Here is a 22,666-nt window from a genome sequence, read left to right as displayed (position 1 = left end):
TCTGCGCGCCACTGGAAGATTAACAAACCGTCTTCCAGCACACATCGCCTGAAAGACTAGTCAGGGTGATGGTGATGATGGTGGTTGAACTGAACGCGTGTCATGGTGTTTTTCTCTAATCAAAAGCCGGTAAAAACCGTATGCCAATTAAGCTAAACTATCCGCTGTCCACCGCGCAACCCTTTTTTAACGTCATAAATTTAATTTATTGAAACAGGTTGAGTTATTAGCCACACACGGCTTTACCTAACCTTAAGCCGGGCAGATTGTATCGCCGTGTACAGTGGCGTAGCCTTAGGGGCAGGGCGCTGCGATCTTCAGGAGAGGAAGAGGATGAAAAAGGTAGCCATTATTGGTTTAGGTTGGCTGGGCATGCCATTGGCGTTATCGCTGATGGGCCGCGGGTATGATGTGGTCGGCAGCAAAACCACGCCGGACGGCGTCGAGGCCGCGCGCATGAGCGGCATTGAATGCTATCAACTGGAGCTGACGCCGGAGCTGGTGTGCGATCCGGACGATCTGGAATCGCTGCTGCGCGTGGATGCGCTGGTGGTGACGCTGCCCGCGCGCCGCACCGTCGAAGGCAGCGAGAACTATTTTAATGCGGTGCGCATGCTGGTGGACAGCGCGATGGCCTTCGGCGTGCCGCGGGTGATCTTCACCAGTTCCACCTCGGTGTACGGCGAAACCACCGGCACGCTGCGCGAAGAGTCGCCGTTGCGGCCGGTCTCGCCGTCGGGCCGGGTGTTGGCCGAGCTGGAACGCTGGCTGCATGAATTGCCGAACACCTCGGTGGACATTCTGCGCCTGGCGGGGCTGGTGGGCGCCGATCGTCACCCCGGCCGCTTCCTGGCGGGCAAACTCGACGTGAAGGGCGGGTCGCAGGGGGTGAATCTGGTGCACCAGGACGACGTCATCGCCGCCATCCAACTGCTGCTGAAGCTGCCGAAGGGCGGTCACGTGTACAACCTGTGCGCGCCGCATCATCCGGCCAAACGCGAATTTTATCCTGCGCTGGCCGAACAGCTGCACCTGGCGCCGCCGCAGTTCGCCGACGAAGCGGATCAGGATGAGCGGCTGGTGGACGGCAACCGCATCTGCAACGAGCTGGGTTTTGAGTACCAGTATCCCGATCCGGCGCGTATGCCGGTCAGTTAAGGCGGCATACGTTGTTTAAAGCGGGAAAAGGTGGCTCGTCACAAAGTCGACGAACAGCCTGATTTTGACTGACAGGTGGCGGCCCGACGGCCAGAGGACATGAAAAACCATGTTCTCGCGGTCGTAGTCATCCAAAACCGTCACCAGGCTGCCCTGTTCCAGCTGTCTGCGCACGGCGATCTCCGGCAAATAAGCGATGCCCAGCCCTTGTTCGGCGAAGCATACCTGCGGATCGAGGGTATTTGTCACCATGCTGGCCGGCCGTTCGGGGATCATCTCCGTCTTGTCTCCCAGCGGCCAGACATCCAGTTTGCCGGTGCTGGGAAAGCGATAATGCAAACGGGCATGGCTTGTCAGATCCTCGGGCTTGCGCGGCATACCCACTTTGCTGAAATAACCCGGTGCGCCAACGAAAACCTTGCGGCAGGTACCCAGCCGGCGGGCAACCAGCCGTGAATCGCTCGGGGTTCCGCTGCGGATAACGGCATCGAAACCTTCCTCAATCACGTCAACCAGCCGATCCGAATAATCAATATCCAGCTCGATCTCAGGATAGCGGCGCTTGAAGTCCCCCAGTTTTGGCATGAAAAGCGTGCCCAGCGACGGGAGGCTGATGCGCAGCTTGCCCTGAGGTGTTCCCCGCGTTTGCAACAGTTCGGCTTCCGCCTCTTTCACCTCACTCAAAATGCGTCGGCACCTTTCCAGAAACAAGGCCCCTTCCGGTGTCAGGTTGACCGTGCGGGTAGAACGGTGAAACAGGCGCACGCTGAGCCGTTCCTCCAGCCGGGCGATGGTCTTGCTGACCGCCGAGGCGGAGATCCCCAGCTGTTGCCCGGCCGCCGTGAAACTGCGGCTTTCACTGACCCGCACGAAAACGTCGAGAGAACCCAGACTTTCCATAGGCTTCCATTCTATTGATGAACTTTATGTCATGAGTGTTGTTCACTTTAGCCTGTTTTTCTTTTATCAGCGAGTGGGCAGCATGATGCAAACGTCATCCGCGATGGGCGGAAACATCTTTGAATGGGGAGTGATTAATGAATCAAACGACGATATCTGCGCCTGCCGAGGGCATCGATCGGTTGCCGCTGGGCGGCCTGCTGGCGTTGGCGATGGCCGCTTTTATCACGCTGCTGACCGAGATCATGCCGGCGGGCGTGCTTTCTTCGATCGCGGGCGATTTGAACGTATCTGAAAGCCTGGCGGGGCAGTTCATCACCGCCTATGCGGTGGGCGCGTTGGTCGCCGCTATTCCGCTGACCGCATTGACGCAAGGTATGCGGCGCCGCCCCTTGCTGTTGAGCGCGATCGGCGGTTTTGCCATCGTTAACCTCGTCACGGCGCTGTCGAACGATTATCACGTCTCATTGGCGACGCGTTTCTTCGCCGGCGTTTTCGGCGGCATCGTTTGGTCTTTGCTGGCTGGTTATGCGGTGCGCATGTCACCGGCCCACCTTGGCGGCCGCGCTATTGCGATCTCCGGCGCCGGCGCCACTTTGGCGTTGGTGCTTGGCGTACCGCTCGGCACGTTGCTTGGCCGAGCCATCGGCTGGCAGGGCGCCTTTGGTCTGATGACGTTGATGGCGCTGGTGCTCGTGGTGTGGATCATCGCCATCGTGCCGGATTTCCCCGGCCAGGCTAAGGCGCATCGGCCGTCTCTGAGCGGCGTATTCTTGCAACGGGGGATCCGCGCCGTGCTGTTCGTGGTGTTCACCTTTATCGTTGCCCATAACATTCTGTATATCTACCTGGAGCCTTTTCTCAAGCCGTCGGGGTTGTCCGAGCGGGTTGATATCGTTCTGTTTATCTTCGGGCTGGGCGCGATTGCCGGATTGGGCGTCGCCGGGATGCTGGTCGATCGGCGAGTCCAATCTCTTACGGTGATGAGTATCGTCATCTTTGCTCTCGCTGCCGTGCTGCTGGGGAGTGGGGGACGGATGATCCCGATGGTCTATCTCTCCGTGGCTTGTTGGGGCTTGGCTTTCGGCGGTTTCGCCACCCTCACGCAGACGGCATTGTCACGCCTTTCCGGTCGCGCGGCCGACGTGGCGCAGTCCATGTATACGACGGGCTGGAATACCGCCGTGGCAGCCGGTGGCGCGGTCGGCGGCATGTTGCTCGACAAGGGCGGGGCGCCCTCTTTCGCCTGGGCCATCATCGGATTACTCGTCCTGTCTTTAACCGGCACGCTGTTTGCCATGAATCGGGCGCTGGCCTCTCAGCGATGAGGTGATGGGCGTGCGGCGCGCGCCAAATCCTCCAGCAGCGCGTTCAGCGCCTCGTCGGGCTGGACGGGGCGGCTGACCAGGCTGAGCGTGGCGCGGTATGAGAGCGCCGTACCGCCCAACTGCCGAAGCAGCCCCTGTTCCACCCAACGCGCCGCGTAGTGGGTGGGCAAATAGCCGAGACAGGTGCCGCTCAGCACCAGATGGGCGACGCTTTCCATATGGTGGGCCACCGCGGCCAGATGCGGCGGCGCGATCGGGCACAGCTGCTGTGCCAGCAGGTAGCCGCGCTTGACCCAGCGCGCGTTTTCAATCTGCTCGCGCCCCGGTTCTTCTACCGCGAACAGCGGGTGATCCCTACTGCAGTAGATCGCCTGCGTCTCCTCCAGCCACGGCTGATAACGCAACGCCTCCAGCTGCTGGCCGAAGTAGCCGATGCCCAGATCGAGCTGCCGGTGCAGCAACCCTTGTTCAATCTCGTTCGGCGAACAGATGCGGCACTGCAATTGCACGTCCTGATGTCGGCGTTGGAAGTGTTGGATGGCCTGACTGAACGGATTGCCCGGCAGCGAAACCAGATTATCCACCAGACCGATCTGCAGATCGCCGGTCAGCAGGCCGTTCAGCGACTGGCTGACCCGGGTGAAGTCGCGGGCGGCGTTGAACAGCGAGCGGCAGGCGATCAGCATGCGTTCGCCCTTGGGCGTCAGCCGGAAGCCGGAGCGGCCGCGTTGACACAGGCGAAAACCCAGCCGGGTTTCCAGCGAGGCCAGGTGGGTGCTGATGGTGGATTGGTTCATCAACAGCGCTTCCTGTGCGGCGCTGACGCCCTGGGCTTCCGCCACCGCGACGAACACCCGCAGCAGTTTCAGATCGATATCGCTTAGGTTGGTGAGCATCGCCCCCTCCGCAGAACGTCGGCCGGTTAACCCATTTTTAACATCGAAGAAATAGGTGCGGCGCTGAAGATATGGTCTTCCTTATGGCATGAATTTGAAATAAAAATCAATACTTCAATAGGTTAGTTGCATCGCGTTTTCCGATGTTTACATGCAAAAGCGGGAATGGTAGCCGAGGCGGCCAACGGGGTAGTCTGCGAATGTTGCTCAAATGTTTCAATTCATCGCAGATCAAGACAAGGATACGCCATGCTGAACCAACCCCAAAGCGGTAACGACATGCCGCGCTTTGCCGGTATTCCCACCATGATGCGCCTGCCCGCCGCCGAACAGGCGCACGGTCTGGACGCCGCCTTTGTCGGCATTCCGCTGGATATCGGCACCTCCAACCGCAGCGGCACCCGCTATGGCCCGCGCCAGATCCGCCAGGAGTCAGTGATGATTCGCCCCTACAACATGGGCACCGGTTCCGCCCCGTTCGAACGGCTGCAGGTGGCCGATCTGGGGGATGTCGCCATCAACCCTTACAGCCTGGCGGACAGCGTGCAGCGCATCGAGGCGGCTTATCACGAGATCCTGGCACACGGCTGCATGCCGTTGACGCTCGGCGGCGATCACACCCTGACGCTGCCGGTGCTGCGCGCCGTCGCCCGCCGACATGGCCCGGTCGGGCTGATCCACGTCGATGCGCATTCCGATACCAATGAGGAGATGTTCGGCGAACAGCTGGCGCACGGCACCACCTTCCGCCGCGCGTTTGAGGAGGGGCTGCTGGCGCCCGAAAAGGTGGTGCAGATTGGCCTGCGCGGCAGCGGCTATGCGGCGGATGACTTCGATTGGTCACGGCGCCAGGGCTTCCGCGTGGTGCCGGCCGAGGCCTGCTGGCACCGGTCGCTGACGCCGCTGATGGCGGAGATCCGCGAACAGATGGGCGATGCGCCGGTTTACCTCAGCTTCGATATTGACGGGTTGGATCCGGCCTTTGCGCCGGGTACCGGCACGCCGGAGGTCGGCGGGCTGTCGGTTTGGCAGGGGCTGGAGATCGTACGTGGTTGCCGCGGGCTGAACCTGGTGGGCGGCGATGTGGTGGAAGTGTCGCCGCCTTACGATCGCTCCGGCAACACGGCGCTGCTGGCCGCCAACCTGCTGTTTGAAATGTTGTGCGTGCTGCCGGCCCGCTGAGGCCGGCGTACTGACCCTACCGGCGGAGCGGTTGCGTCGGGCCCCCTGATAACAATAACAACGGAGTGGAGGTACCCATGAATCTCGATCTGCTGGTTGTGGTGATTTACTTTCTGGTGATAGGCGCGGTGGGATGGATGGGCATTCACCGCGCCAATTCCAAAGAGGCGTATCTGGTGGCCGGGCGCAACCTGGGGCCGGGGCTGTATCTGGGCACGCTGTCGGCGGTGGTGCTCGGCGGCGCGTCGACCATCGGCAGCGTCAAGCTCGGCTACACCTACGGCATCTCCGGCGTCTGGCTGTGCGGCGCGCTCGGGCTGGGCATCGTGGTGTTGAGCCTGGTGCTGGCCAAGCCGCTGCTCAAACTGAAGCTGTATACCGTCAGCCAGGTGCTGTCGCGGCGTTATCACCCGGCCGCGCGGGTCACCAGCGGCGCGATCATGCTGGCGTATGACCTGATGGTGGCGGTGACCTCGATCATCGCCATCGGCAGCGTGATGCAGGTGATGTTCGGCCTGTCGTTCAGCGCGTCTATCCTGCTTGGCGGTGGGCTGGTGGTGCTGTATTCAACGCTGGGGGGCATGTGGTCGCTGACGCTGACCGACATCATTCAGTTCATCATCATGACCGTCGGCATGATGCTGGTGCTGATGCCGATGAGCATCGTCAAGGCCGGCGGCTGGGAGGCGTTCACCAGCCTGCTGCCCGCCGGTTACTACCAGCTGTCGTCGATCGGGCTGGACACCATTCTGGTGTTCTTCCTGATCTACTTCTTCGGCATTCTGATCGGCCAGGACATCTGGCAGCGGGTGTTCACCGCCCGCAGCGCCAATGTGGCGCGCTTCGCCGGGCTGGGCGCGGGCGTCTATTGCGTGCTGTACGGCGTGACCGGCGCGCTGATCGGCATGGCCGGCAAGATCGTGCTGCCGTCGCTCAGCAACACCGACGGCGCCTTCGCCGCTGTCGCGCAGGCGGTGTTGCCGGTCGGCGTCAGCGGGCTGGTGGCCGCCGCGGCGTTGGCGGCGCTGATGTCTACCGCCAGCGCCTGCCTGCTGGCGTCTTCCACCATCGCGCTGGAGGACGTATTGCCGGCCATCCGCCGCAAACCTTCCGGCGGGCTGGCCGCCGGGCGCTTCACCACGCTTTTCATGGGCGTGGTCATGCTGGGGCTGGCGTTTGTGGTGCGCGACGTGCTGGCGGCGCTGACGCTGGCTTACAACCTGTTGGTGGGGGGCATGTTGATCCCGTTGGTGGGGGCGATCTTCTGGCCGCGCGCTACCAGCGCCGGCGCGATTGCCAGCATGCTGACCGGCAGCCTGTGTGTGGTGGGGCTGATGATCTGGCACGGCATCGATGCCAACAGCCCGATCTACGGCGGTCTGCTGGGCGGCGGCGTCGCCTTCGTGTTGGGCAGCCTGTTGAGCCGCCCGGCAGCGCAGCTGCAGCCGCAAACCGAGCGTTGAAACGACGAGGTGGGACATGAACAATCGCAATGTGGCGTCACGCCCAAAAATTGAAGTGCGCTCGATAGACTTTGTGCCCCATCACGAGCGGCATGGCAAGGTTTGGCATCAGGCGCCGTTTTGGTTTACCGGTAATTTCGTTTTGACGACGATGGTGGTCGGTTTCAGCGGCCCGGCGTTGGGGTTGGGCGCGCTTTATTCGATGCTGGCCATTGCCGTCGGCGTGGGGTTCGGCACGTTCTTCATGGCGTGTCATGCCAATCAGGGGCCGCGCATGGGGCTGCCGCAGATGATCCAGTCACGGGCCCAATTCGGCCTGCGTGGCGCCATCGTTCCCTTTGCCGCCGTGGTGTTTGTTTACATCGGTTTCAACGTGTTCAACGTTATTCTCGCGACCGATGCGATCAACACGGTGTTGCCGGGCCACCGTCTGCCTTGGTATGCGTTGCTGATCGCGGTGGCCGTGCTGTTGGCGATCGTCGGCCACGACATGCTCCATGCGGTGCAGCGCTGGCTGACCTATGTGATGATGGCAGTGTTCGGCGTGCTGACGGTCGGCGCCGTGTTGTCGCTGCGGATGGACGCCGTCGTCGGCGCTGGGCATTTTTCGTGGGCGGCCTTTTTGATTCAGCTGTCGGCCGCCGCCGGCTATCAAATCAGCTACGCAGTGTACGTTTCCGACTACTCGCGTTATTTACCGCATGAAACGCCGTCGGCCAACGTGATCTTTTGGACTTACCTGGGGGCGGCCGGATCGGCGCTTTGGCTGATGTCGCTGGGCGCGTTTCTGGCTTCAGCCTTACCGGCCCCCGATGCGATCGGCAGCGTACAGGCGGTGGGTAATGCCGTCTATCCTGGGTTTGGCACGTTGGCCGTGCTGATCGCCGTGCCCTCGCTGGTCGGTATCATGGCGGTCAACTGTTATGGCGCAATGCTGACCAGCCTCAGCGCGATTGACGCGTTCCGTAAAGTGACGCCAACGTTGAAATTACGCATGGCCGGCATTGGCGTCGTCGCTATGACGGTGTTTGCGGTGGCGTTGGCCATCCCGGCGAGCTATCTCGCCAGCTTCAATACCTTCGTACTGCTGATGCTGTATTTTCTGGTGCCCTGGACGGCGGTGAACCTGATGGACTTTTACGTGGTGCGCGGCGGGCATTACGCGATAGGTGAAATCTTCAACCCGTCGGGGATCTATGGCCGCTGGGGCGGCTCCGGTCTGACGGCTTACGCGGTCGGTCTGCTGGCGATGGTGCCGTTCATGACGTTGGGCTTTTACACCGGTCCCTTTGCTGTTTTACTGGGTGGCGCGGATATCGCTTTTCTGATCGGCCTGCTGGTGGCCGGGAGCGTTTATGTCGTAATGTGCCGTAAGCTCGATCTTGAAGCCGAACGGCGGGTGGCGTTGCGCTGCGAGGGGTTATTGGAAGGAGAACCGGAGTGAAGGAAAAAATCAGCGTCGCATGCTGCCAGTTAGCGTTGCGGGTAGGGGAAGCGGAGCACAATCGGGCGCTGTCCGCCCAGGCTATCCGCCGGGCGGCGCAGCACGGCGCCAACGTCATCGTGTTACCGGAGTTGGTGAACAGCGGCTACGTGCTGCGCGATAAGGCGGAGGCGCTGGCGTTGGCCGAGGCCGAAGACGGGCCTAGCCTCAGCCTGTGGGGGGGACTGGCGCGTGAGCTGGATGTGGCGATCGTCGCCGGTTTCTGCGAGCGCCTGCCCGAGGGTGAGGTGGCCAACAGCGCGGCATTGATCGATGCGCAGGGGGTGAGGGCGATTTATCGCAAGGCCCACCTGTGGCATGAAGAGAGCACGATCTTTACCGCCGGCGATCGGCCACCGCCGGTCGTCGAGACCCGCTTTGGCCGATTGGCGGTGATGATCTGTTACGATCTCGAATTCCCTGAGTGGGTGCGGCTGCCGGCGTTGGCCGGCGCTCAACTGCTGTGCGCGCCGGTCAACTGGCCGCTGGCGCCGCGCCCGCAGGGTGAACGGCCGGCGGAGATGGTCAAGGCGCAGGCCAACGCCGCCGTCAATCGGCTGTTCATCGCGGTGTGCGATCGCTGCGAAACGGAGCGCGGCGTTGCGTGGATCGGCGGATCGGTGATCGTCGACGCCGATGGTTATCCGTTGACGCAGAGCCTGGAGGGCGAAGGCATGGTGCTGGCATCGATGGATCTCGGCACAGCCGATGACAAGCACATTGGCCGCCACAATCACGTGCATCGCGATCGGCGGCCGATGCTGTATTGAAGCGGCGGGGCGGTCGGTGGACCCGGCTGCCCCGCAGAGCGTCTTTGCCGGCGGGAAAAGCCGCCGTTTGGGCGCTACAGCCAGCCCGATTTCTTCAGCTTCTGATACAGGAAAATGCAGCCGACGGCGGTCACTCCCAGCGTGGCGTGGTAGGCCCACGGGAACTTCAGCTCCGGCATATCGGCGAAGTTCATGCCGTACAGGCTGAAGACCACCGTCGGGATGGCCAAAATCGCCCCCCAGCCCGCCAGCCGTTTCACCACTTCGTTCTGTTTGACCGTCACCAGCGCCAGGTTGACGTGCATGGCGTTGGTCAGCATTTCGCGCATGTCGTCGATGTTGCTGACCACTTGATGCGCGTGATCCTGCACGTCGCGCACGTAGGCGCGCAGCTCTTTCGGGATCACCTCTTCGTGCAGGCGGATCAGCTGGTTGCAGATTTCATCCATCGGCAGCGCGGCGTTGCGCAGCGCCAGCAGGTGGCGGCGCAGGGTATAGACGTTCTCGATCGCCGCCTGATCGAACTCCGACTGGAACATGTTGGCTTCGATGTTCTCGATGGTGCTCTCGAAGCGCGTCACCACGCTGCGGTAGTTATCCACTACGAAGTCCAACACCGAATAGAGGGCAAAGCCCGGCCCGCGGCACATCTGCTTGTGGTTCTCTTCCGCCTTGGCGCGGATCGGCGCGTAGCTGGGCGAGGCGCCGTGGCGCACCGTCACCAGAAAGTTTTTGCCGACGAAGAAGTGGGTTTCGCCGTATTCGATTTCGTCGTGTTCGCCCCACTGCGCGGTTTTCACCACGATGAACAGCGAGTCGCCGTAGGTTTCCAGCTTCGGCCGCTGATGCGCGCACAGCGCGTCTTCGATCGCCAGATCGTGCAGGCCAAACTCCTCCTGCACCTTGCGCATAAACGCCGGCTCCGGCTGCCGCAGCCCCAGCCAGACGAAGGTGTCCGGCTGTTTGACCACCTCGCTGATATCGTCGATGGTCACTTCGCCCAGCCGTTGGCCGGCTTTGTACGCCACACAGTTCACCACCATGCTTTTGCTGTCCATCCGTCCATCCATTAATCAGTCAGGGTTTTGGTGAGAAAATAACACTCATGTTCCACCGGATAATCTTTCAGCGTCATTTGCAACTGATAGCCGAGTTTTTCGTAGAACGGCCGCGCCTGGAAGCTGAAGGTATCCAGGCGAGCGTAGCGGCAGCCGCGCGCCTGCGCCTCGCGTTCGGCGGCGCGCATCAACCGGCCGCCGAGGCCGCTGCCGCGCTGGGTATCCGCCACCCACAGCCACTCGACGCTCAGCCAGTTGCCCCAGGTTTCGGCGGTCAGGCCGCCGATCACCGTACCGGCTTCGTCGCGCGCATAGACGCTGAGCGGCTTGCGGTGGCTGGCGTCGATATGCGGCAGGTTGTAAGCGCGCAGCCCTTGCCTGATCGCATCGAGGGTTTGTTCGTCAATCGCGTCGGTAACGGTAATGTCCATTTTTCCTCCTGGGTGATGCGTTAACTTAAGCACACTACGGCCAAAAGGCAACCTATTGAAATGTAATGCAAACGACCACATCCGCTGAGTGGGCTACACTAAACGGGTCATTTCACCCCAGGAGGACACCATGCCCCGATTGACTCTGCTGGCCGGTTTGCTGCTGTGCAGCGGCCTGCTGCACGCCGCGCCGACGGTCAGCCAACTGCAGGACGGCCTGGAACACCCCTGGTCGCTGGCCTTCTTGCCGGCGGATCAAGGCCTGCTTATCACTGAACGGCCCGGTCGGCTGCGGCTATGGCAGCCGGGCAAAGGCCTGTCGGCACCGATCGCCGGCGTGCCGCAGGTCTACGCCGAGGGGCAGGGCGGCCTGCTGGAGGTGTTGCCGGCCCCCGACTTCGCCGCCAGCCGCCGGGTATACCTCAGCTTCGCCGAACCGGGCGAGGGCGGCAAAGCCGGCACGGCGGTCGGCTATGGCCGCCTGAGCGACGATGGCGCGCGGCTGGAGAACTTTAAGGTGATCTTCCGTCAGCAGCCCAAGCTGTCGGTCGGCAATCACTTCGGCGGCAAGCTGGCGTTCGACAGGCAAGGCTACCTGTTTATCGCGCTGGGTGAAAACAACCAGCGGCCGACGGCGCAGGAAACCGACAAACTGCAGGGCAAGCTGGTGCGGCTGACCGCCGAGGGCGCGATACCACCAGATAATCCCTGGGTCGGCCAGGCAGGTAAACGCCCGGAGGTCTGGTCTTACGGCCACCGCAATCCGCAAGGGCTGGCATTGAACCCGCGGAGCGGCGCGATCTGGGAACACGAGCACGGCCCGCGCGGCGGCGATGAGCTCAACATCCCGCTGCCGGGTAAAAACTACGGCTGGCCGCTGGCCACCTACGGCATTAACTATTCCGGCCAGCCGATCCCGGAGGCGAAAGGAGAGCGGGTGCCCGGCACCGAACAACCGCTGCACTATTGGCGAGTCTCGCCCGGCCTCAGCGGCATGGCGTTCTATGACGGGCAGCGCTTCCCTGCCTGGCGTCACTCGCTGTTCATCGGCGCGTTGGCGCAAAAGGAACTGATTCGCCTGACGCTGGAGGGTGACAAAGTGGTGGCGGAAGAGCGGCTGCTGGGCGATCGCGGCGAACGCATTCGTGAGGTGCGCAGCGGGCCGGATGGCTACCTGTATCTGTTGACGGACGAACGGGACGGCAAGCTGCTGAAGGTCGGGGCGTCGTAACGCCCCGCACGCATCAGGTGAGCTCGCTCATCACGCCGCGCTGATAGGCCGGGCGAGCGCGCAGTTGCTGATACCAGCGCTCCATGTTCGGCCGTGGGCGGCGGGCGATCGGCATCTCGAACCAGCCGTAGGCGAAGCTGCCGAGCGGGATATCGCCGAAGCCGAACGCGTCGCCGGAGAGGTAAGGCTGGTGCGCCAACGTCTGTTCAATGATATCGAAGTGTTTTTCCAGCGTGGCGATCGCCGCTTCTATTTTCGCCATGTCGCGCAGCTCCGGCGCGGTGCGGATCAGGCCCCAAAAGACGATGGTGAAGGCCGGAACGATGGTTGAGGTGGTCCAGTCCATCCATTTCTCGGCGGCGGCGCGCGCCTGCAGATCTTGCGGATAGAACGTCGCGTCGCCGAATTTCGCCGCCAGGTAGCGCACGATGGTGTTGGACTCCCACAGCACGAAGTCATCGTCCTGCAGCAGCGGCACCAGGCCGTTCGGGTTCAACGCGCGGTAACTCTCTTCGTTGACCTTGCCGAACGCGCCGCCGGCGTTGATGTGGGTATAGCTCAGCCCCAGTTCGGCGGCGCACCACAGCACCTTCCTGACGTTGTTCGAATTCTCACGACCCCAAATGGTCAGCATGGGATAACTCCGTTAGCGGATTAAAGACCCTTAATACCTACGCCACAATGCGCTTTTTGTCACACCGCAGGGCATTTTTTGTCTGCCGATCAACGCTCCCAGCGGCACACTTCCCAGCCGTGCTCCGCCGCTAGCGCGCTCAACTCGCTGTCGGGGTTGATCACCGTGGCGCTGTCGACGAATTGCAGCATCGCCTTGTCGTTGAGGGAGTCACTGTAGCCGTGGCTGTGCTCGAACTTTAGGTGCGGATGCTGCGCAAGCCAGTGCTCCAGGCGGATCACCTTGCCCTGTTGGTAGGTCATGGTGCCGTAGGTGTGGCCGGTGAAGCGACCGTCGCTGATTTCCACGCCGATCGCCAGCGCATCGTCGGCGCCGAGCTGTTCGGCGATCGGCGCCACCAGGTGCTCGCCGGTGGCGGAGATCACCAGGATGCAGTCGCCGCGTTCGCGGTGCCACTGCAGGCGCTCACGGGCGGCGGGATAGACGCGCGGCAGGATATCGCGGCGAATGTAGCGTTGCACCCAGCCGGCCACGGTTTGCACGCTCAGGCCGGTCAGCGGCGCCAGCGTGGCCTGCATGTAGTCCTCCATCGACAGCTTGCCCTGATAATAGAGCTGCATCAGCTGCTGCTCCTGCAGTTCCAGCTCCGCCGGCGCGAAGCCCTGGCCGACCAGCCAGCGGATCCACAGGCTGGCGCTGTCATCGTCAATCAGGGTTTCATCCAGGTCGAATAAGGCTAAATCCATCAGTATTTCTCCGGCAGGCAGGGTATGAGGTCGTTTACAGGATAGCGGATAGCGCCCATCGCCAGCCAGCGGCGTCGGCGAAATTGCGCAGAGCATAAGAAACATTGATGACGGTTTTGCGACAGTTTGTTGAACGTTTGCATAACTTAGAACGCAACAATATTGGCCGCTCCGGCGAGCGCGGTGATAACTATGGGGCAAATGCAGCTACCCGCGGGGAGTGACAATGTTGATTATTCGTCTGTATGGCAGCCCGATCGTGATCGGGGAAGAAGAGGAACCGCATGATGACGCATCTGACGACGCTGAAGACGCTGCCGCTGCTGGATCTTTCGCAGCTTGACGGTGATGCGCGCCAGCGGCGCGCCTTTCTCGACGATTTGCGCGCGGCGGCCCGCGACGTCGGTTTTTTCTATCTGCGTGGGCACGGCGTAGACGGCGCGTTGAATGCGCGACTGCAGCACGCCGCGCGGCAATTTTTCGCCCTGCCGGAAGCCGACAAGCTGGCGGTGCAGATGGTGCATTCGCCGCACTTTCGCGGTTACAACCGGGCGGCGGCGGAGCTCACGCGCGGGCAGCCTGACTGGCGCGAGCAGTTCGATATCGGCGCCGAACGCCCGGCGCTGACGTTGTCTGACGACACGCCACGCTGGGCACGCCTGCAGGGGCCAAACCAGTGGCCGGCAGCGCTACCGACGCTGAAACCGCTGCTGCTGCAGTGGCAACAGGCGATGACCGCCATGTCGCTGCGGCTGCTGCGCGCTTTCGCTTTGGCGCTGTCGCTGCCGGAGCAGGCGTTCGATCGCTTGTACGGCGAGAAGCCCAACGAGCACATCAAACTGATCCGCTATCCGGGGCGGGAGGCTACCGGCAGCGCACAGGGCGTTGGCGCACACAAGGACTCCGGGTTTCTCAGCTTCCTGCTGCAGGACGCGCAAAAAGGGCTGCAGGTGGAGGTGAGCGAAGGGCGGTGGATAGACGCGCGGCCGCGTGAAGACACTTTCGTGGTGAACATCGGCGAGCTGCTGGAGCTGGCGACCAACGGCTATCTGCGCGCCACGGTGCACCGGGTGGAGACGCCGCCGGCGGGGCGCGACAGGTTGTCGATCGCGTTCTTCCTCGGCGCACGGCTGGACGCGGTGGTGCCGCTGTATCAACTGCCGCCGCCGCTGGCGGCGCAGGCTCGGGGCCCGGCCAGCGATCCGCTCAACCCGCTGCTGCGCGACGTGGGGTATAACTACCTGAAAGGTCGCATCCGTTCCCACCCCGATGTGGCACAGCGCTTTTATCGGGACGTCATCGGCGTCTGAACATCAGGCACAAAAAAGCCCGGCGCGCCGGCCGGGCTGATGGCGATTGATTCAGGCGATTATTCCGCCAGCGCCTGCTGCAGATCGGCGATCAGATCTTCCACATCCTCAATCCCTACCGACAGGCGCACCAGCTGCGGCGTGATGCCGGTTGCCAGGCGCTGTTCCAGCGGAATGGAGGCGTGCGTCATGCTGAACGGCTGGCTAATCAGGCTTTCCACGCCGCCCAGGCTTTCCGCCAGGGTGAACAGGCGCGAACGCTGGATGACCCGACGCGCATAGGCGTCGTCGCCTTTCAGCCGTACCGAGATCATGCCGCCGAAGCGCGTCATCTGGCGTGCCGCCAGCTCATGCTGCGGATGGCTCGGCAGGCCGGGATAGTAGACGTTTTCCACCTGCGGCTGGCTCTCCAGCCACTGGGCGATGCGCAGCGCGCTGTCGCTGTGGCGCTGCATGCGCAGGGCCAGGGTGCGAATGCCGCGCAGCGTCAGGAAGCTGCTGAACGGATCGAGAATGCCGCCGACCGCGTTTTGCAGGAAGCCGAGCTGTTCCGCCAGCGCCGGGTTATCCCCCACCGCCGCGACGCCCGCCACCACGTCGGAGTGGCCGTTGAGGTATTTGGTGGCGGAGTGCACCACCACGTCAAAACCTAGATCCAGCGGACGTTGCAGATACGGCGAGGCGAAGGTGTTGTCCGCCACGCTGATGAGCTGATGCTTTTTGGCTATCGCGGCGATGGCGCTCAGATCCGCCAGCTTGAGCAGCGGGTTGGTCGGCGTTTCGACCCAGATCATTTTGGTATCCGGTTCGATCGCCTGTTCCAGCCCGGCGAGATCCGCCGGCGACACGTAAGTCACGCGCAGGCCGGCGGTGCGGCTGCGCACTTTTTCCAGCAGGCGATAGGTGCCGCCGTACAGGTCGTCTACCGCGATCAGGTGGCTGTCTTTATCGAGCAGCTCCAGCACCGTGGAGCAGGCCGCCAGACCGGAGGCGAAGGCGTAGCCGCGGCTGCCGCCTTCCAGTTCGGCGATGGCGCTTTCCAGCGCTGTGCGCGTCGGGTTGGCGCTGCGGGAGTATTCGTAGCCGGTATGCTCGCCCGGTGCCGGTTGGGCGTAGGTGGAGGTGGCGTAAATCGCCGGCATCACTGCGCCGGTCGCGTCCGGGGTGTAACCGGCGTGAACGGTCAACGTATCAAACTTGGCCATAATGGGTCCTTATTAACGTAATTTTTGGCGCCAGGCGTTAAGCACGTCTGTGCGGGTAATCAGGCCGAGGAAGCGCTCGCCGTCGAGCACCACCGCGACGTGGCCATGGTTGAAGGTGGCCTGTAATTCGTCGTAGCCGGCTTCCTTTTGCAGCGTCTGGACCTGCTTGGTCATCGCGCTGCCGGCCGGCAGGCTGAAGTGGGCGGCGTCGGCCTGGACGGCGTTCAGCAGATCCCACTCATCGATCAATCCGACCACCCGATCGCCTTCCAGCACCGGTAGCTGCGAGATGTCGTACAGCCGCATGCGGGCGTGCACGATCGCCAGCGTGTCGTCCGGCGCGGCGGAAACGGCGGCGCCTTCGTCGTGGCGATAGGCGATCAGATCGCGCAGATCGCCGTGCTGCGGTTTGCTCAGCAGGCCCTGCTCCAGCATCCAGTGGTCGTTATACATTTTAGACAGGTATTTGTTGCCGCTGTCGCAAACGAAGGTCACGACCCGCTTGGGTTCGGTTTGCGCGCGGCAGTAACGCAGAGCGGCGGCCAGCAGGGTGCCGGTGGACGATCCCGCCAGCACGCCTTCCTTGCGCAGCAGATCGCGCGCGGTGGTGAAGGCCTCCGCGTCGCCGATGCGGTAAGCGTTGCGGACCTGGTCAAAGTCGCTGAGCGGTGGGACGAAGTCTTCGCCGATGCCCTCAACTAACCAACTGCCCGCTTCGCCGATGTGGCCGTTGTCGAGATAGTCCGCCAGGATAGAGCCGGCAGGGTCGGCCAGCACAAATTCCGTCTGCGGCGAAACGTCGGCGAAATAGTGGCTCAGCCCGCCCAGCGTGCCGCCGGAGCCGACACCGACGACGATAGCGTCCACGTCATGCTCCATCTGCTGCCACAGTTCGGGCGCGGTGGTGGTGGTATGGGCCGCCGGATTGGCCGGGTTGTTGAACTGATCGATATAAAAGGCGCCGGGGATCTCTCCAGCGAGGCGTTTGGCGTAATCCTGATAGTAAGCCGGGTGCCCTTTGCCGACGTCCGAACGGGTCAGCAGCACTTCCACGCCCAGTGCGCGCAGGTGGAAGATCTTTTCGCGGCTCATCTTGTCCGGCACCACCAGCAGCAGCTTATAGCCTTTCAGCGCCGCTACCAGCGCCAACCCCAGGCCGGTATTGCCGGCGGTGGCTTCGATGATGGTGCCGCCCGGCTGCAGTTTGCCGTCGCGCTCGGCCTGTTCGATCATCGACAGCGCGACGCGGTCTTTGATCGAACCGCCGGGGTTTTGGTTCTCCAGCTTGACGAACAGCCGGCATGGGCCGGTATCGAACTGGGTCAGTTCCAGCATCGGGGTATTGCCAATCATCTCGATGACGGAATGGGGGATCGCCATGACTCATCTCCAGGATTATTCGGTATAAAAGTCGTTGTGCGGATGATAGCGCTGAGGATAAGCGCTTTAAAAAGAACAAATAACGGTTCTATATGCCATTATGGAATATATTAATCTTTTTTTGGACGTATGGAAGCGCAGATGTTTAGCGGTGCAGATGCTTGGCCGTTTAGCCGTGGGTGGGTGTAAAAATGCGCGCCTCGATGCTTTTTTGAACGATAAGCGGGGGGCTGCGTACAGTTATGTAAAAATGCTGAAAATTCACGCTAAACCCTGCAAAAATAAGATAAATCACATAAACTCACAGCAAGGGCATTTTCGGTGCGTTGTGTTACCCGCTATGGGCGCCGCAGGGGGTTGCGGCCGGCATGCGCGCACCGGGCCACTCTCGCTGGTTGGCTTAAAACGTGAACATGTTTGAAAGTTAACGCTATTTCAATGGTTTGAATGGACACTCTGGCGACGTCATGATGAAAAAAAACTTATCCACTTCCCTGAAAAAACTGACCTTCAGCGTAGGCATCCTGTTGCTGGCTGCCCCGGCCGTGCACGCGGCTGAGCCGCCGGCGCCGCCGCAGGTAGACGCCAAGGCCTACATTCTGATGGATTACAACAGCGGCAAGGTGCTGACCGAAGGCAATGCCGACACCCGTCTCGATCCCGCCAGCCTGACCAAGATCATGTCCAGCTACGTGATCGGCCAGGCGATCAAGGCCGGCAAGATCAAGCCGGAAGACATGGTCACCGTCGGCAAAGACGCCTGGGCGCCCGGTAACCCGGCGCTGCGCGGCTCTTCGCTGATGTTCATCAAGCCGGGCGATCAGGTGCCGGTGCTGGAACTGAATAAGGGCATCGTGATCCAGTCGGGTAACGATGCCAGCATCGCGCTGGCAGACTACGTGGCGGGCAGCCAGGATTCGTTCGTTGGCCTGATGAACAACTATGCCAAATCCCTGGGCCTGCAGAATACCCACTTCCTGACGGTGCACGGCCTGGATGCGGAAGGGCAGTACAGCACCGCGCGTGACATGGCGCTGTTGAGTCAGGCGCTGATCCGCGACGTGCCGGACGAATACGCGCTGCATAAAGAGAAAGAGTTCACCTTCAACAAGATCCGCCAGATTAACCGCAACCGTCTGCTGTGGAGCAGCAACCTGAACGTCGACGGTATCAAGACCGGTTACACCAGCGGCGCCGGCCACAACCTGGTGGCGTCCGCTACCGACGGACCGATGCGTCTGATCTCGGTGGTTTTAGGCGCGCCGAGCGATCGCGTGCGCTTTAGCGAAAGCGAAAAGCTGCTGACCTGGGGCTTCCGCTTCTATGAAACCGCGACGCCAATCAAGGCCGATAAACCGTTCGTCACCCAGAAAGTGTGGTTCGGCGACGTCAGCGAAGTGCCGCTTGGCGTGGCGAAAGACGCCTCGGTCACCATTCCGAAAGGGCAGATGAAAAACCTGAAGGCCAGCTACAAGCTGACCCAACCGACGCTGGAAGCGCCGCTGGCGAAAAACCAGGTGGTCGGCACCATCGATTTCCAGCTGGACGGCAAAACCATCGAACAGCACCCGCTGGTGGTGATGCAAGAGGTGAAAGAGGGCAACTTCTTCAGCCGCATCTGGGATATGGTGATGATGAAGCTGAGCCAGTGGTTCGGCGGGATCTTCGGCTGAATAGCCTGATGTAAGGAGCGCCCCGGGCGCACCATCCTCGACCAAGCCGCAACGGAGACGTTGCGGCTTTTTTTCGCGAGTTTCTGCGGCGCGGTGATTAAAAGTAGTCCACCAGCATGGTGGCGCCGCTGGTGAAATCGCCTTCCGCCAGGGTGACGGCGCTGTTTTTTACCGGCACCGCATCAAGCGTCGGCGGATTGGCGTAGTCGATGTCCAGCGGCGTATTGATGGCGAAGGCCTTACCGTTGGCCAACAGCTTGATGCCCAATCCATTGACGCTGCTGGTTAACACGCTGCCGTCGAAGGCCGCCGCGCCGCCCATGATCTTCATTTTCAGCTGGCGGCTGTTATCCAGAAACTCGCATTTGATGCTGTAATCGATGCGTTGCATATAGCGGTTGCCGTCGATGCGCTTGATGCCGACCTTGCCGAAGTCGATATCGATGGTGCGCCCGTCGTTGATCACGCAAGGCGGAGGCGCCACTACGGTGGCGGTGATGTTGACTTTGGTGCCCTGATCGGCGGCCTGAGCGGCCGAGCTAATCAATTCCAGCGCCAACAGCAGGGCGCAGCCCGTTTTTATCGTCATGTTCATTCTGGCTCCCGTCTCAAGGTGCGCTGAAGATCAGCGTGGCCGAGCCCGACAGCGGACCGGTGGCGATACTGGTGTAAGGGACATTGTTCTTCACCGGCACAAAGGTCACGGTATCGTTACCTAGGCCGTTGACGATGCGTGTTCTGAAGGCATTGTTGGGTTTCACCACCGCGCCGTTATACACCATCGCCACGCCGACGTTAGGATTGGTGGTCTTGATAAAATCGCTGGAGAAGCCGCTGGCGTCGCTGACCATGCGGATCAGAATATCCTGCGTCGCACTCTGATCGTCGCACTGGTAGCTGAGCGCTTTGTCCTGTTTGATCTGGGCATCGCTGGCGCTTTGAGTCAGAAAGTCCTGGCGGATCTGACCAAAATCGACATTAATCTGCTGGCCGTTGTTAATGGTGCAACTGGTGGTGACGAAGTAGGCGTCGTTGTCGGCGATCAGGCGCCAGCGATAAACGCCGCACTGCGGACAACCCGGCTGATCGTTGGTCTGAATAAAGTTGATTTGGCCGATGACGTCGCCCTTGTTCACCTTGATGTCCGGCGTTGGGAAACGGTTCAACACGATATAGACCCGGATGGCGACAGACTGGGTCTGCAAGCCGGTGAGGCTGAGTACGCTGATGCCGGCAGGCACCGGGGAGTTATAGTCGCTGCCGTTGATGGTGGTACCGCTGCCGATGGCGCCAAAAATCGCACTGTTCATCGACAGCGCCGGACTGTCGGTTTTGAGATAGTCATACCAGCTCGCGACGTCGTTTTTACAGGTGACCTGGCTGACGTTGACGATTTCGTTTTTGCCATAAGAAAGCTGCGGCCCGATGCGAACCCGGACGTCAACCGGCGTGGTCGAGCCCCCGGGTGGAATCAGTCCGCCATCGGACGTGCGGCAGGTAAATGCGTTGGCGTTGCCAAGCAGCAGGAAGAAAGAGAGTGCCAGGCAGCAACGTAAAAATAGCAGGGCTGTTTTTCTCACGATAATATCCCGATATATATAAATGGTGTGCGGCGTTACTCCGCAATGAAATATTGCCAATCAGGCCGGCTGGCCCTATTTATTCCGTTAAAGGAGAGTGAGATGCATCTTTGTTGGGTATGCCGTTGTTATCACCACCGTCCAGCAACGCGGTGGGATACCACCTCAACGAGTTGTTGATGGAGCCGTCCGTCACAATCACTTCTTGTCGGGCGACAAGATCCAATAACAGCCGTCGAGCCCGGTAAACACCGACGTTGACGGCATTGGCCAGTTGCCGCGTCGAGAGCCACTGCTGCTGTGGCGGCGGCCCGGCGACGGGACATTGACGGGGCGATTGCGCGAATAATGTTTGCAGCAGATCGTGCTGCAATTGCCGTATTTCCTTTTGTTTCGGAGATAACGCTTCCATAGCACTTCCTCTGTATTCCGATTGCCGTATTCCTAAGAAAAAACAAACATTCGCCGCCTACCAACAACGAGGTAAAACGCGAACAAAGAAAATTCCTATCTATTTATCAGGATTGAAAAAAAAGGCGTTGCCCGCCCCGTTTTTACCTATGTTCAGGCAGGGGTGGCGTCACGCAGAAACCTAAAATTTTGGTTTATTATATTCACAAAGCGCCACTTTGCGATCTGATTACTTGTGAATCTCGCAAAAACAGGATATTGCTCTATAAAAGTATTTTTTACGATCTATGAGCCTAAAAATAACAGTAAATTAACTTCAATTAGGAAATAAATTGCGAATGTTCGCCTTGATCAAAAAAAGCCTTTTTTTGCTGAGAGGCATTTGCCAGAATATTCATCGCCGAACAAGAAGGGCGGATTAGAAAGTATTGGCCCCTGCTCGTTGTGATTTCGTTTATTTTTATAGGGCGAATTCATTAATGGGCGGGCCGCTGCAGACTTGCCGTTATCGACTTTTTTATTGTCGGTGCCTTTGGGGTTTGGCAGTTAACCAACTAGCAAGATGCTAAAGAATTAGGGCTGCGCACATATAAGCGCGAGCAGGTTTCCTGTGGCTCTTTTTCTTGATTGGAATATGCATTTTTTCTTATAAGGAATATAGGTTCTATGAAACTTAACAAAATCATGATGGCTGCAGTGATTGCATTTGGCGCAAGTTCTTTTGCACAGGCAGCCGATCAGGGACACGGTAAGGTCACCTTCACGGGCTCTATTATTGATGCGCCATGCTCTATTGCGCCTGAGTCGATCGATCAGACCGTAGATCTGGGCCAGGTGTCCAACGTGGCGTTGAAAAACGGCGGCAAATCCAACCCGCGTCCGTTTGAAATCAAGCTGGAGCAGTGCGACATCACCACCCTGAAAACCGTTAAAACCACCTTTAGCGGCGTAGCATCGTCTACCGATAAGGATCTGCTGGGCATCGCGGGCACCGCCAGCGGCGCCGGCGTAGCTATCTCTTACAACGGCCAGCCGATCAAACTGGGTGAAGCGACTACCGCGCAGACTCTGAACACCGGCAACAACACCCTGCATTTCGCCGCCTACCTGCAGGGCGAAGGCGCTTCCGCCGCCATCGTTCCGGGCGACTTCACCGCCGTAGCCGATTTCACCCTGGCTTATCAGTAAGTGAGTCCGAAGGCTTAATCAACCAGGCATGGGGCTCGCCACATGCCTGGTGAATCTCCCTGTCAAAGGAATGTCGCGATGTTTTTACCAAGGAATCGAGCGGGTGCCGTTCTTTTGGCGTCGTTGGCGTTTGCGCCCGGCTATGCAACTTCCGCCGCGCAGGGGTGGGGCAAAGTCAACATGCACGGCGCCATTATCGACACCGCCTGCGCCATTGCCGCCGGCAGCCGCGATCAGACGATCGATATGGACACTCTTCCTCTCGGGCAGATCATTCGTGACGGCCAGGGGATGACCAAACCTTTCAGTATTGAATTGGTCAACTGCATTTTGGAACGGCCGGAAAACAAACCTGATTGGAAATTCTTTCAGGTCACGTTTGATGGTTATGCGGAAGGCGCTCTGTTTGGCGTACAGGGCGAGGCGCGCGGCGTCGCATTGAAGATAAAAGACAGCAACGGCACGCCGGTTATTCCAGGGAAACCCTTACCGATGGAAGGAATAATACCGGGAAATAGAGTGCTGAATTATTCCATGACGTTGATGCCGAATCATCAGCCGTTGAAGGCGGGAGCGTATTTTTCCACAGTGCGTTTTAAGCTGGATTATTTTTGATTTTTTCTCGTACTGACGGTTAAT

Annotated in this window: 23 protein-coding genes and 1 other annotated feature (1 of these 24 running past the window's edge); of the genes, 11 read left to right on the top strand and 12 right to left on the bottom strand. The window is 60.5% G+C overall.

Annotated features, from left to right (window positions below):
- Positions 1 to 81: a sequence feature (His leader region), on the bottom strand; it reaches 46 nt to the left of the window's first position.
- Positions 57 to 104 carry a his operon leader peptide gene (hisL, locus tag N6G83_RS10475; protein WP_100396937.1) on the bottom strand — a complete coding sequence of 16 codons (48 nt, stop codon included), beginning with the start codon at positions 102 to 104 and terminating at the stop codon, positions 57 to 59. Its footprint overlaps the feature before it by 25 nt.
- Positions 105 to 333: 229 nt before the next feature.
- On the opposite strand from hisL, the gene N6G83_RS10470 reads away from it, so the two are divergent.
- A complete protein-coding gene (locus N6G83_RS10470; protein WP_260515287.1) occupies positions 334 to 1,158 on the top strand; it encodes an SDR family oxidoreductase in 825 nt (274 codons plus the stop codon).
- A 15-nt stretch (positions 1,159 to 1,173) separates the two neighbouring features.
- On the opposite strand, the gene N6G83_RS10465 is transcribed toward N6G83_RS10470, so the two are convergent.
- Positions 1,174 to 2,058 (bottom strand): LysR family transcriptional regulator, encoded by an 885-nt coding sequence (locus N6G83_RS10465; RefSeq protein ID WP_043137856.1) that lies wholly within the window; start codon positions 2,056 to 2,058, stop codon positions 1,174 to 1,176.
- A gap of 137 nt (positions 2,059 to 2,195) precedes the next feature.
- Here N6G83_RS10465 and N6G83_RS10460 point away from each other — a divergent pair, with 137 nt between their 5' ends.
- Complete coding sequence (locus N6G83_RS10460; protein WP_025302194.1) at positions 2,196 to 3,386, top strand: MFS transporter; 1,191 nt, start codon at positions 2,196 to 2,198, stop codon at positions 3,384 to 3,386.
- Here N6G83_RS10460 and N6G83_RS10455 read toward each other — a convergent pair.
- On the bottom strand, positions 3,377 to 4,282 hold the full coding sequence (locus N6G83_RS10455) for a LysR family transcriptional regulator (protein WP_025302195.1): 906 nt from the start codon (positions 4,280 to 4,282) through the stop codon (positions 3,377 to 3,379). The two genes, N6G83_RS10460 and N6G83_RS10455, sit on opposite strands and share 10 nt — an antisense overlap.
- A gap of 249 nt (positions 4,283 to 4,531) precedes the next feature.
- Between N6G83_RS10455 and speB the strand changes: the two genes are divergently transcribed.
- The 4 genes from speB to N6G83_RS10435 all read left to right on the top strand — a co-directional run bounded on the left by speB (position 4,532) and on the right by N6G83_RS10435 (position 9,180).
- The gene (gene speB / locus N6G83_RS10450; protein WP_043137848.1) at positions 4,532 to 5,464 is read left to right on the top strand and encodes an agmatinase; all 933 of its coding nucleotides are present in this window, start codon (positions 4,532 to 4,534) and stop codon (positions 5,462 to 5,464) included.
- Positions 5,465 to 5,541: 77 nt separating this feature from the next.
- A complete protein-coding gene (locus N6G83_RS10445; protein WP_260515284.1) occupies positions 5,542 to 6,927 on the top strand; it encodes a sodium:solute symporter in 1,386 nt (461 codons plus the stop codon).
- A 16-nt stretch (positions 6,928 to 6,943) separates the two neighbouring features.
- Entirely contained in the window at positions 6,944 to 8,371 is a 1,428-nt protein-coding gene (locus tag N6G83_RS10440; RefSeq protein ID WP_043137843.1) for a purine-cytosine permease family protein, read from the top strand.
- Complete coding sequence (locus N6G83_RS10435) at positions 8,368 to 9,180, top strand: nitrilase-related carbon-nitrogen hydrolase (protein ID WP_149570447.1); 813 nt, start codon at positions 8,368 to 8,370, stop codon at positions 9,178 to 9,180. Before N6G83_RS10440 ends, N6G83_RS10435 begins: the two co-directional genes overlap by 4 nt.
- Before the next feature lie 74 nt (positions 9,181 to 9,254).
- Here N6G83_RS10435 and N6G83_RS10430 read toward each other — a convergent pair whose 3' ends face one another.
- The gene (locus N6G83_RS10430; protein WP_025302200.1) at positions 9,255 to 10,238 is read right to left on the bottom strand and encodes a magnesium and cobalt transport protein CorA; all 984 of its coding nucleotides are present in this window, start codon (positions 10,236 to 10,238) and stop codon (positions 9,255 to 9,257) included.
- Positions 10,239 to 10,249: 11 nt separating this feature from the next.
- The gene (locus N6G83_RS10425) at positions 10,250 to 10,669 is read right to left on the bottom strand and encodes a GNAT family N-acetyltransferase (RefSeq protein ID WP_025302201.1); all 420 of its coding nucleotides are present in this window, start codon (positions 10,667 to 10,669) and stop codon (positions 10,250 to 10,252) included.
- A gap of 130 nt (positions 10,670 to 10,799) precedes the next feature.
- On the opposite strand from N6G83_RS10425, the gene N6G83_RS10420 reads away from it, so the two are divergent.
- On the top strand, positions 10,800 to 11,900 hold the full coding sequence (locus N6G83_RS10420) for a PQQ-dependent sugar dehydrogenase (protein ID WP_049207932.1): 1,101 nt from the start codon (positions 10,800 to 10,802) through the stop codon (positions 11,898 to 11,900).
- 13 nt (positions 11,901 to 11,913) lie between these two features.
- Here the strand turns inward: N6G83_RS10420 and N6G83_RS10415 are convergent, their stop codons facing one another.
- Positions 11,914 to 12,534 (bottom strand): glutathione S-transferase family protein, encoded by a 621-nt coding sequence (locus N6G83_RS10415; RefSeq protein ID WP_025302203.1) that lies wholly within the window; start codon positions 12,532 to 12,534, stop codon positions 11,914 to 11,916.
- A gap of 89 nt (positions 12,535 to 12,623) precedes the next feature.
- Positions 12,624 to 13,280, bottom strand: a complete 657-nt coding sequence (locus tag N6G83_RS10410; RefSeq protein WP_197764754.1) for an HAD family hydrolase — start codon at positions 13,278 to 13,280, stop codon at positions 12,624 to 12,626.
- A gap of 287 nt (positions 13,281 to 13,567) precedes the next feature.
- Between N6G83_RS10410 and N6G83_RS10405 the strand changes: the two genes are divergently transcribed.
- On the top strand, positions 13,568 to 14,590 hold the full coding sequence (locus N6G83_RS10405) for an isopenicillin N synthase family dioxygenase (protein ID WP_089195703.1): 1,023 nt from the start codon (positions 13,568 to 13,570) through the stop codon (positions 14,588 to 14,590).
- A 59-nt stretch (positions 14,591 to 14,649) separates the two neighbouring features.
- Here the strand turns inward: N6G83_RS10405 and N6G83_RS10400 are convergent, their stop codons facing one another.
- Together N6G83_RS10400 and N6G83_RS10395 are read right to left on the bottom strand one after the other, a co-directional pair.
- The gene (locus N6G83_RS10400) at positions 14,650 to 15,795 is read right to left on the bottom strand and encodes a trans-sulfuration enzyme family protein (RefSeq protein WP_025302206.1); all 1,146 of its coding nucleotides are present in this window, start codon (positions 15,793 to 15,795) and stop codon (positions 14,650 to 14,652) included.
- A gap of 12 nt (positions 15,796 to 15,807) precedes the next feature.
- Positions 15,808 to 17,175, bottom strand: a complete 1,368-nt coding sequence (locus N6G83_RS10395) for a pyridoxal-phosphate dependent enzyme (RefSeq protein ID WP_127146385.1) — start codon at positions 17,173 to 17,175, stop codon at positions 15,808 to 15,810.
- 467 nt (positions 17,176 to 17,642) lie between these two features.
- Between N6G83_RS10395 and N6G83_RS10390 the strand changes: the two genes are divergently transcribed.
- Positions 17,643 to 18,848, top strand: coding sequence for a serine hydrolase (locus N6G83_RS10390; protein ID WP_025302208.1), 1,206 nt, complete (start codon positions 17,643 to 17,645; stop codon positions 18,846 to 18,848).
- A 97-nt stretch (positions 18,849 to 18,945) separates the two neighbouring features.
- On the opposite strand, the gene N6G83_RS10385 is transcribed toward N6G83_RS10390, so the two are convergent.
- From N6G83_RS10385 to N6G83_RS10375, 3 genes are all read right to left on the bottom strand, one after another.
- Positions 18,946 to 19,437: a fimbrial protein gene (locus N6G83_RS10385; protein ID WP_225735588.1), complete on the bottom strand. Its 492-nt coding sequence runs from the start codon at positions 19,435 to 19,437 to the stop codon at positions 18,946 to 18,948.
- 19 nt (positions 19,438 to 19,456) lie between these two features.
- Positions 19,457 to 20,275, bottom strand: coding sequence for a fimbrial protein (locus tag N6G83_RS10380; RefSeq protein WP_038630232.1), 819 nt, complete (start codon positions 20,273 to 20,275; stop codon positions 19,457 to 19,459).
- Positions 20,276 to 20,507: 232 nt separating this feature from the next.
- Positions 20,508 to 20,840, bottom strand: a complete 333-nt coding sequence (locus tag N6G83_RS10375) for a hypothetical protein (RefSeq protein WP_025302211.1) — start codon at positions 20,838 to 20,840, stop codon at positions 20,508 to 20,510.
- 665 nt (positions 20,841 to 21,505) lie between these two features.
- Between N6G83_RS10375 and N6G83_RS10370 the strand changes: the two genes are divergently transcribed.
- Positions 21,506 to 22,027, top strand: a complete 522-nt coding sequence (locus N6G83_RS10370) for a fimbrial protein (RefSeq protein WP_025302212.1) — start codon at positions 21,506 to 21,508, stop codon at positions 22,025 to 22,027.
- A 78-nt stretch (positions 22,028 to 22,105) separates the two neighbouring features.
- Positions 22,106 to 22,642 (top strand): fimbrial protein, encoded by a 537-nt coding sequence (locus N6G83_RS10365; RefSeq protein WP_025302213.1) that lies wholly within the window; start codon positions 22,106 to 22,108, stop codon positions 22,640 to 22,642.
- Positions 22,643 to 22,666 lie beyond the last annotated feature (24 nt).

This window comes from Serratia sp. PL7 (assembly GCF_945957435.1).
Note: the sequence above shows the minus strand (reverse complement) of the source record. Positions and strands in the feature narration are given on the sequence as shown.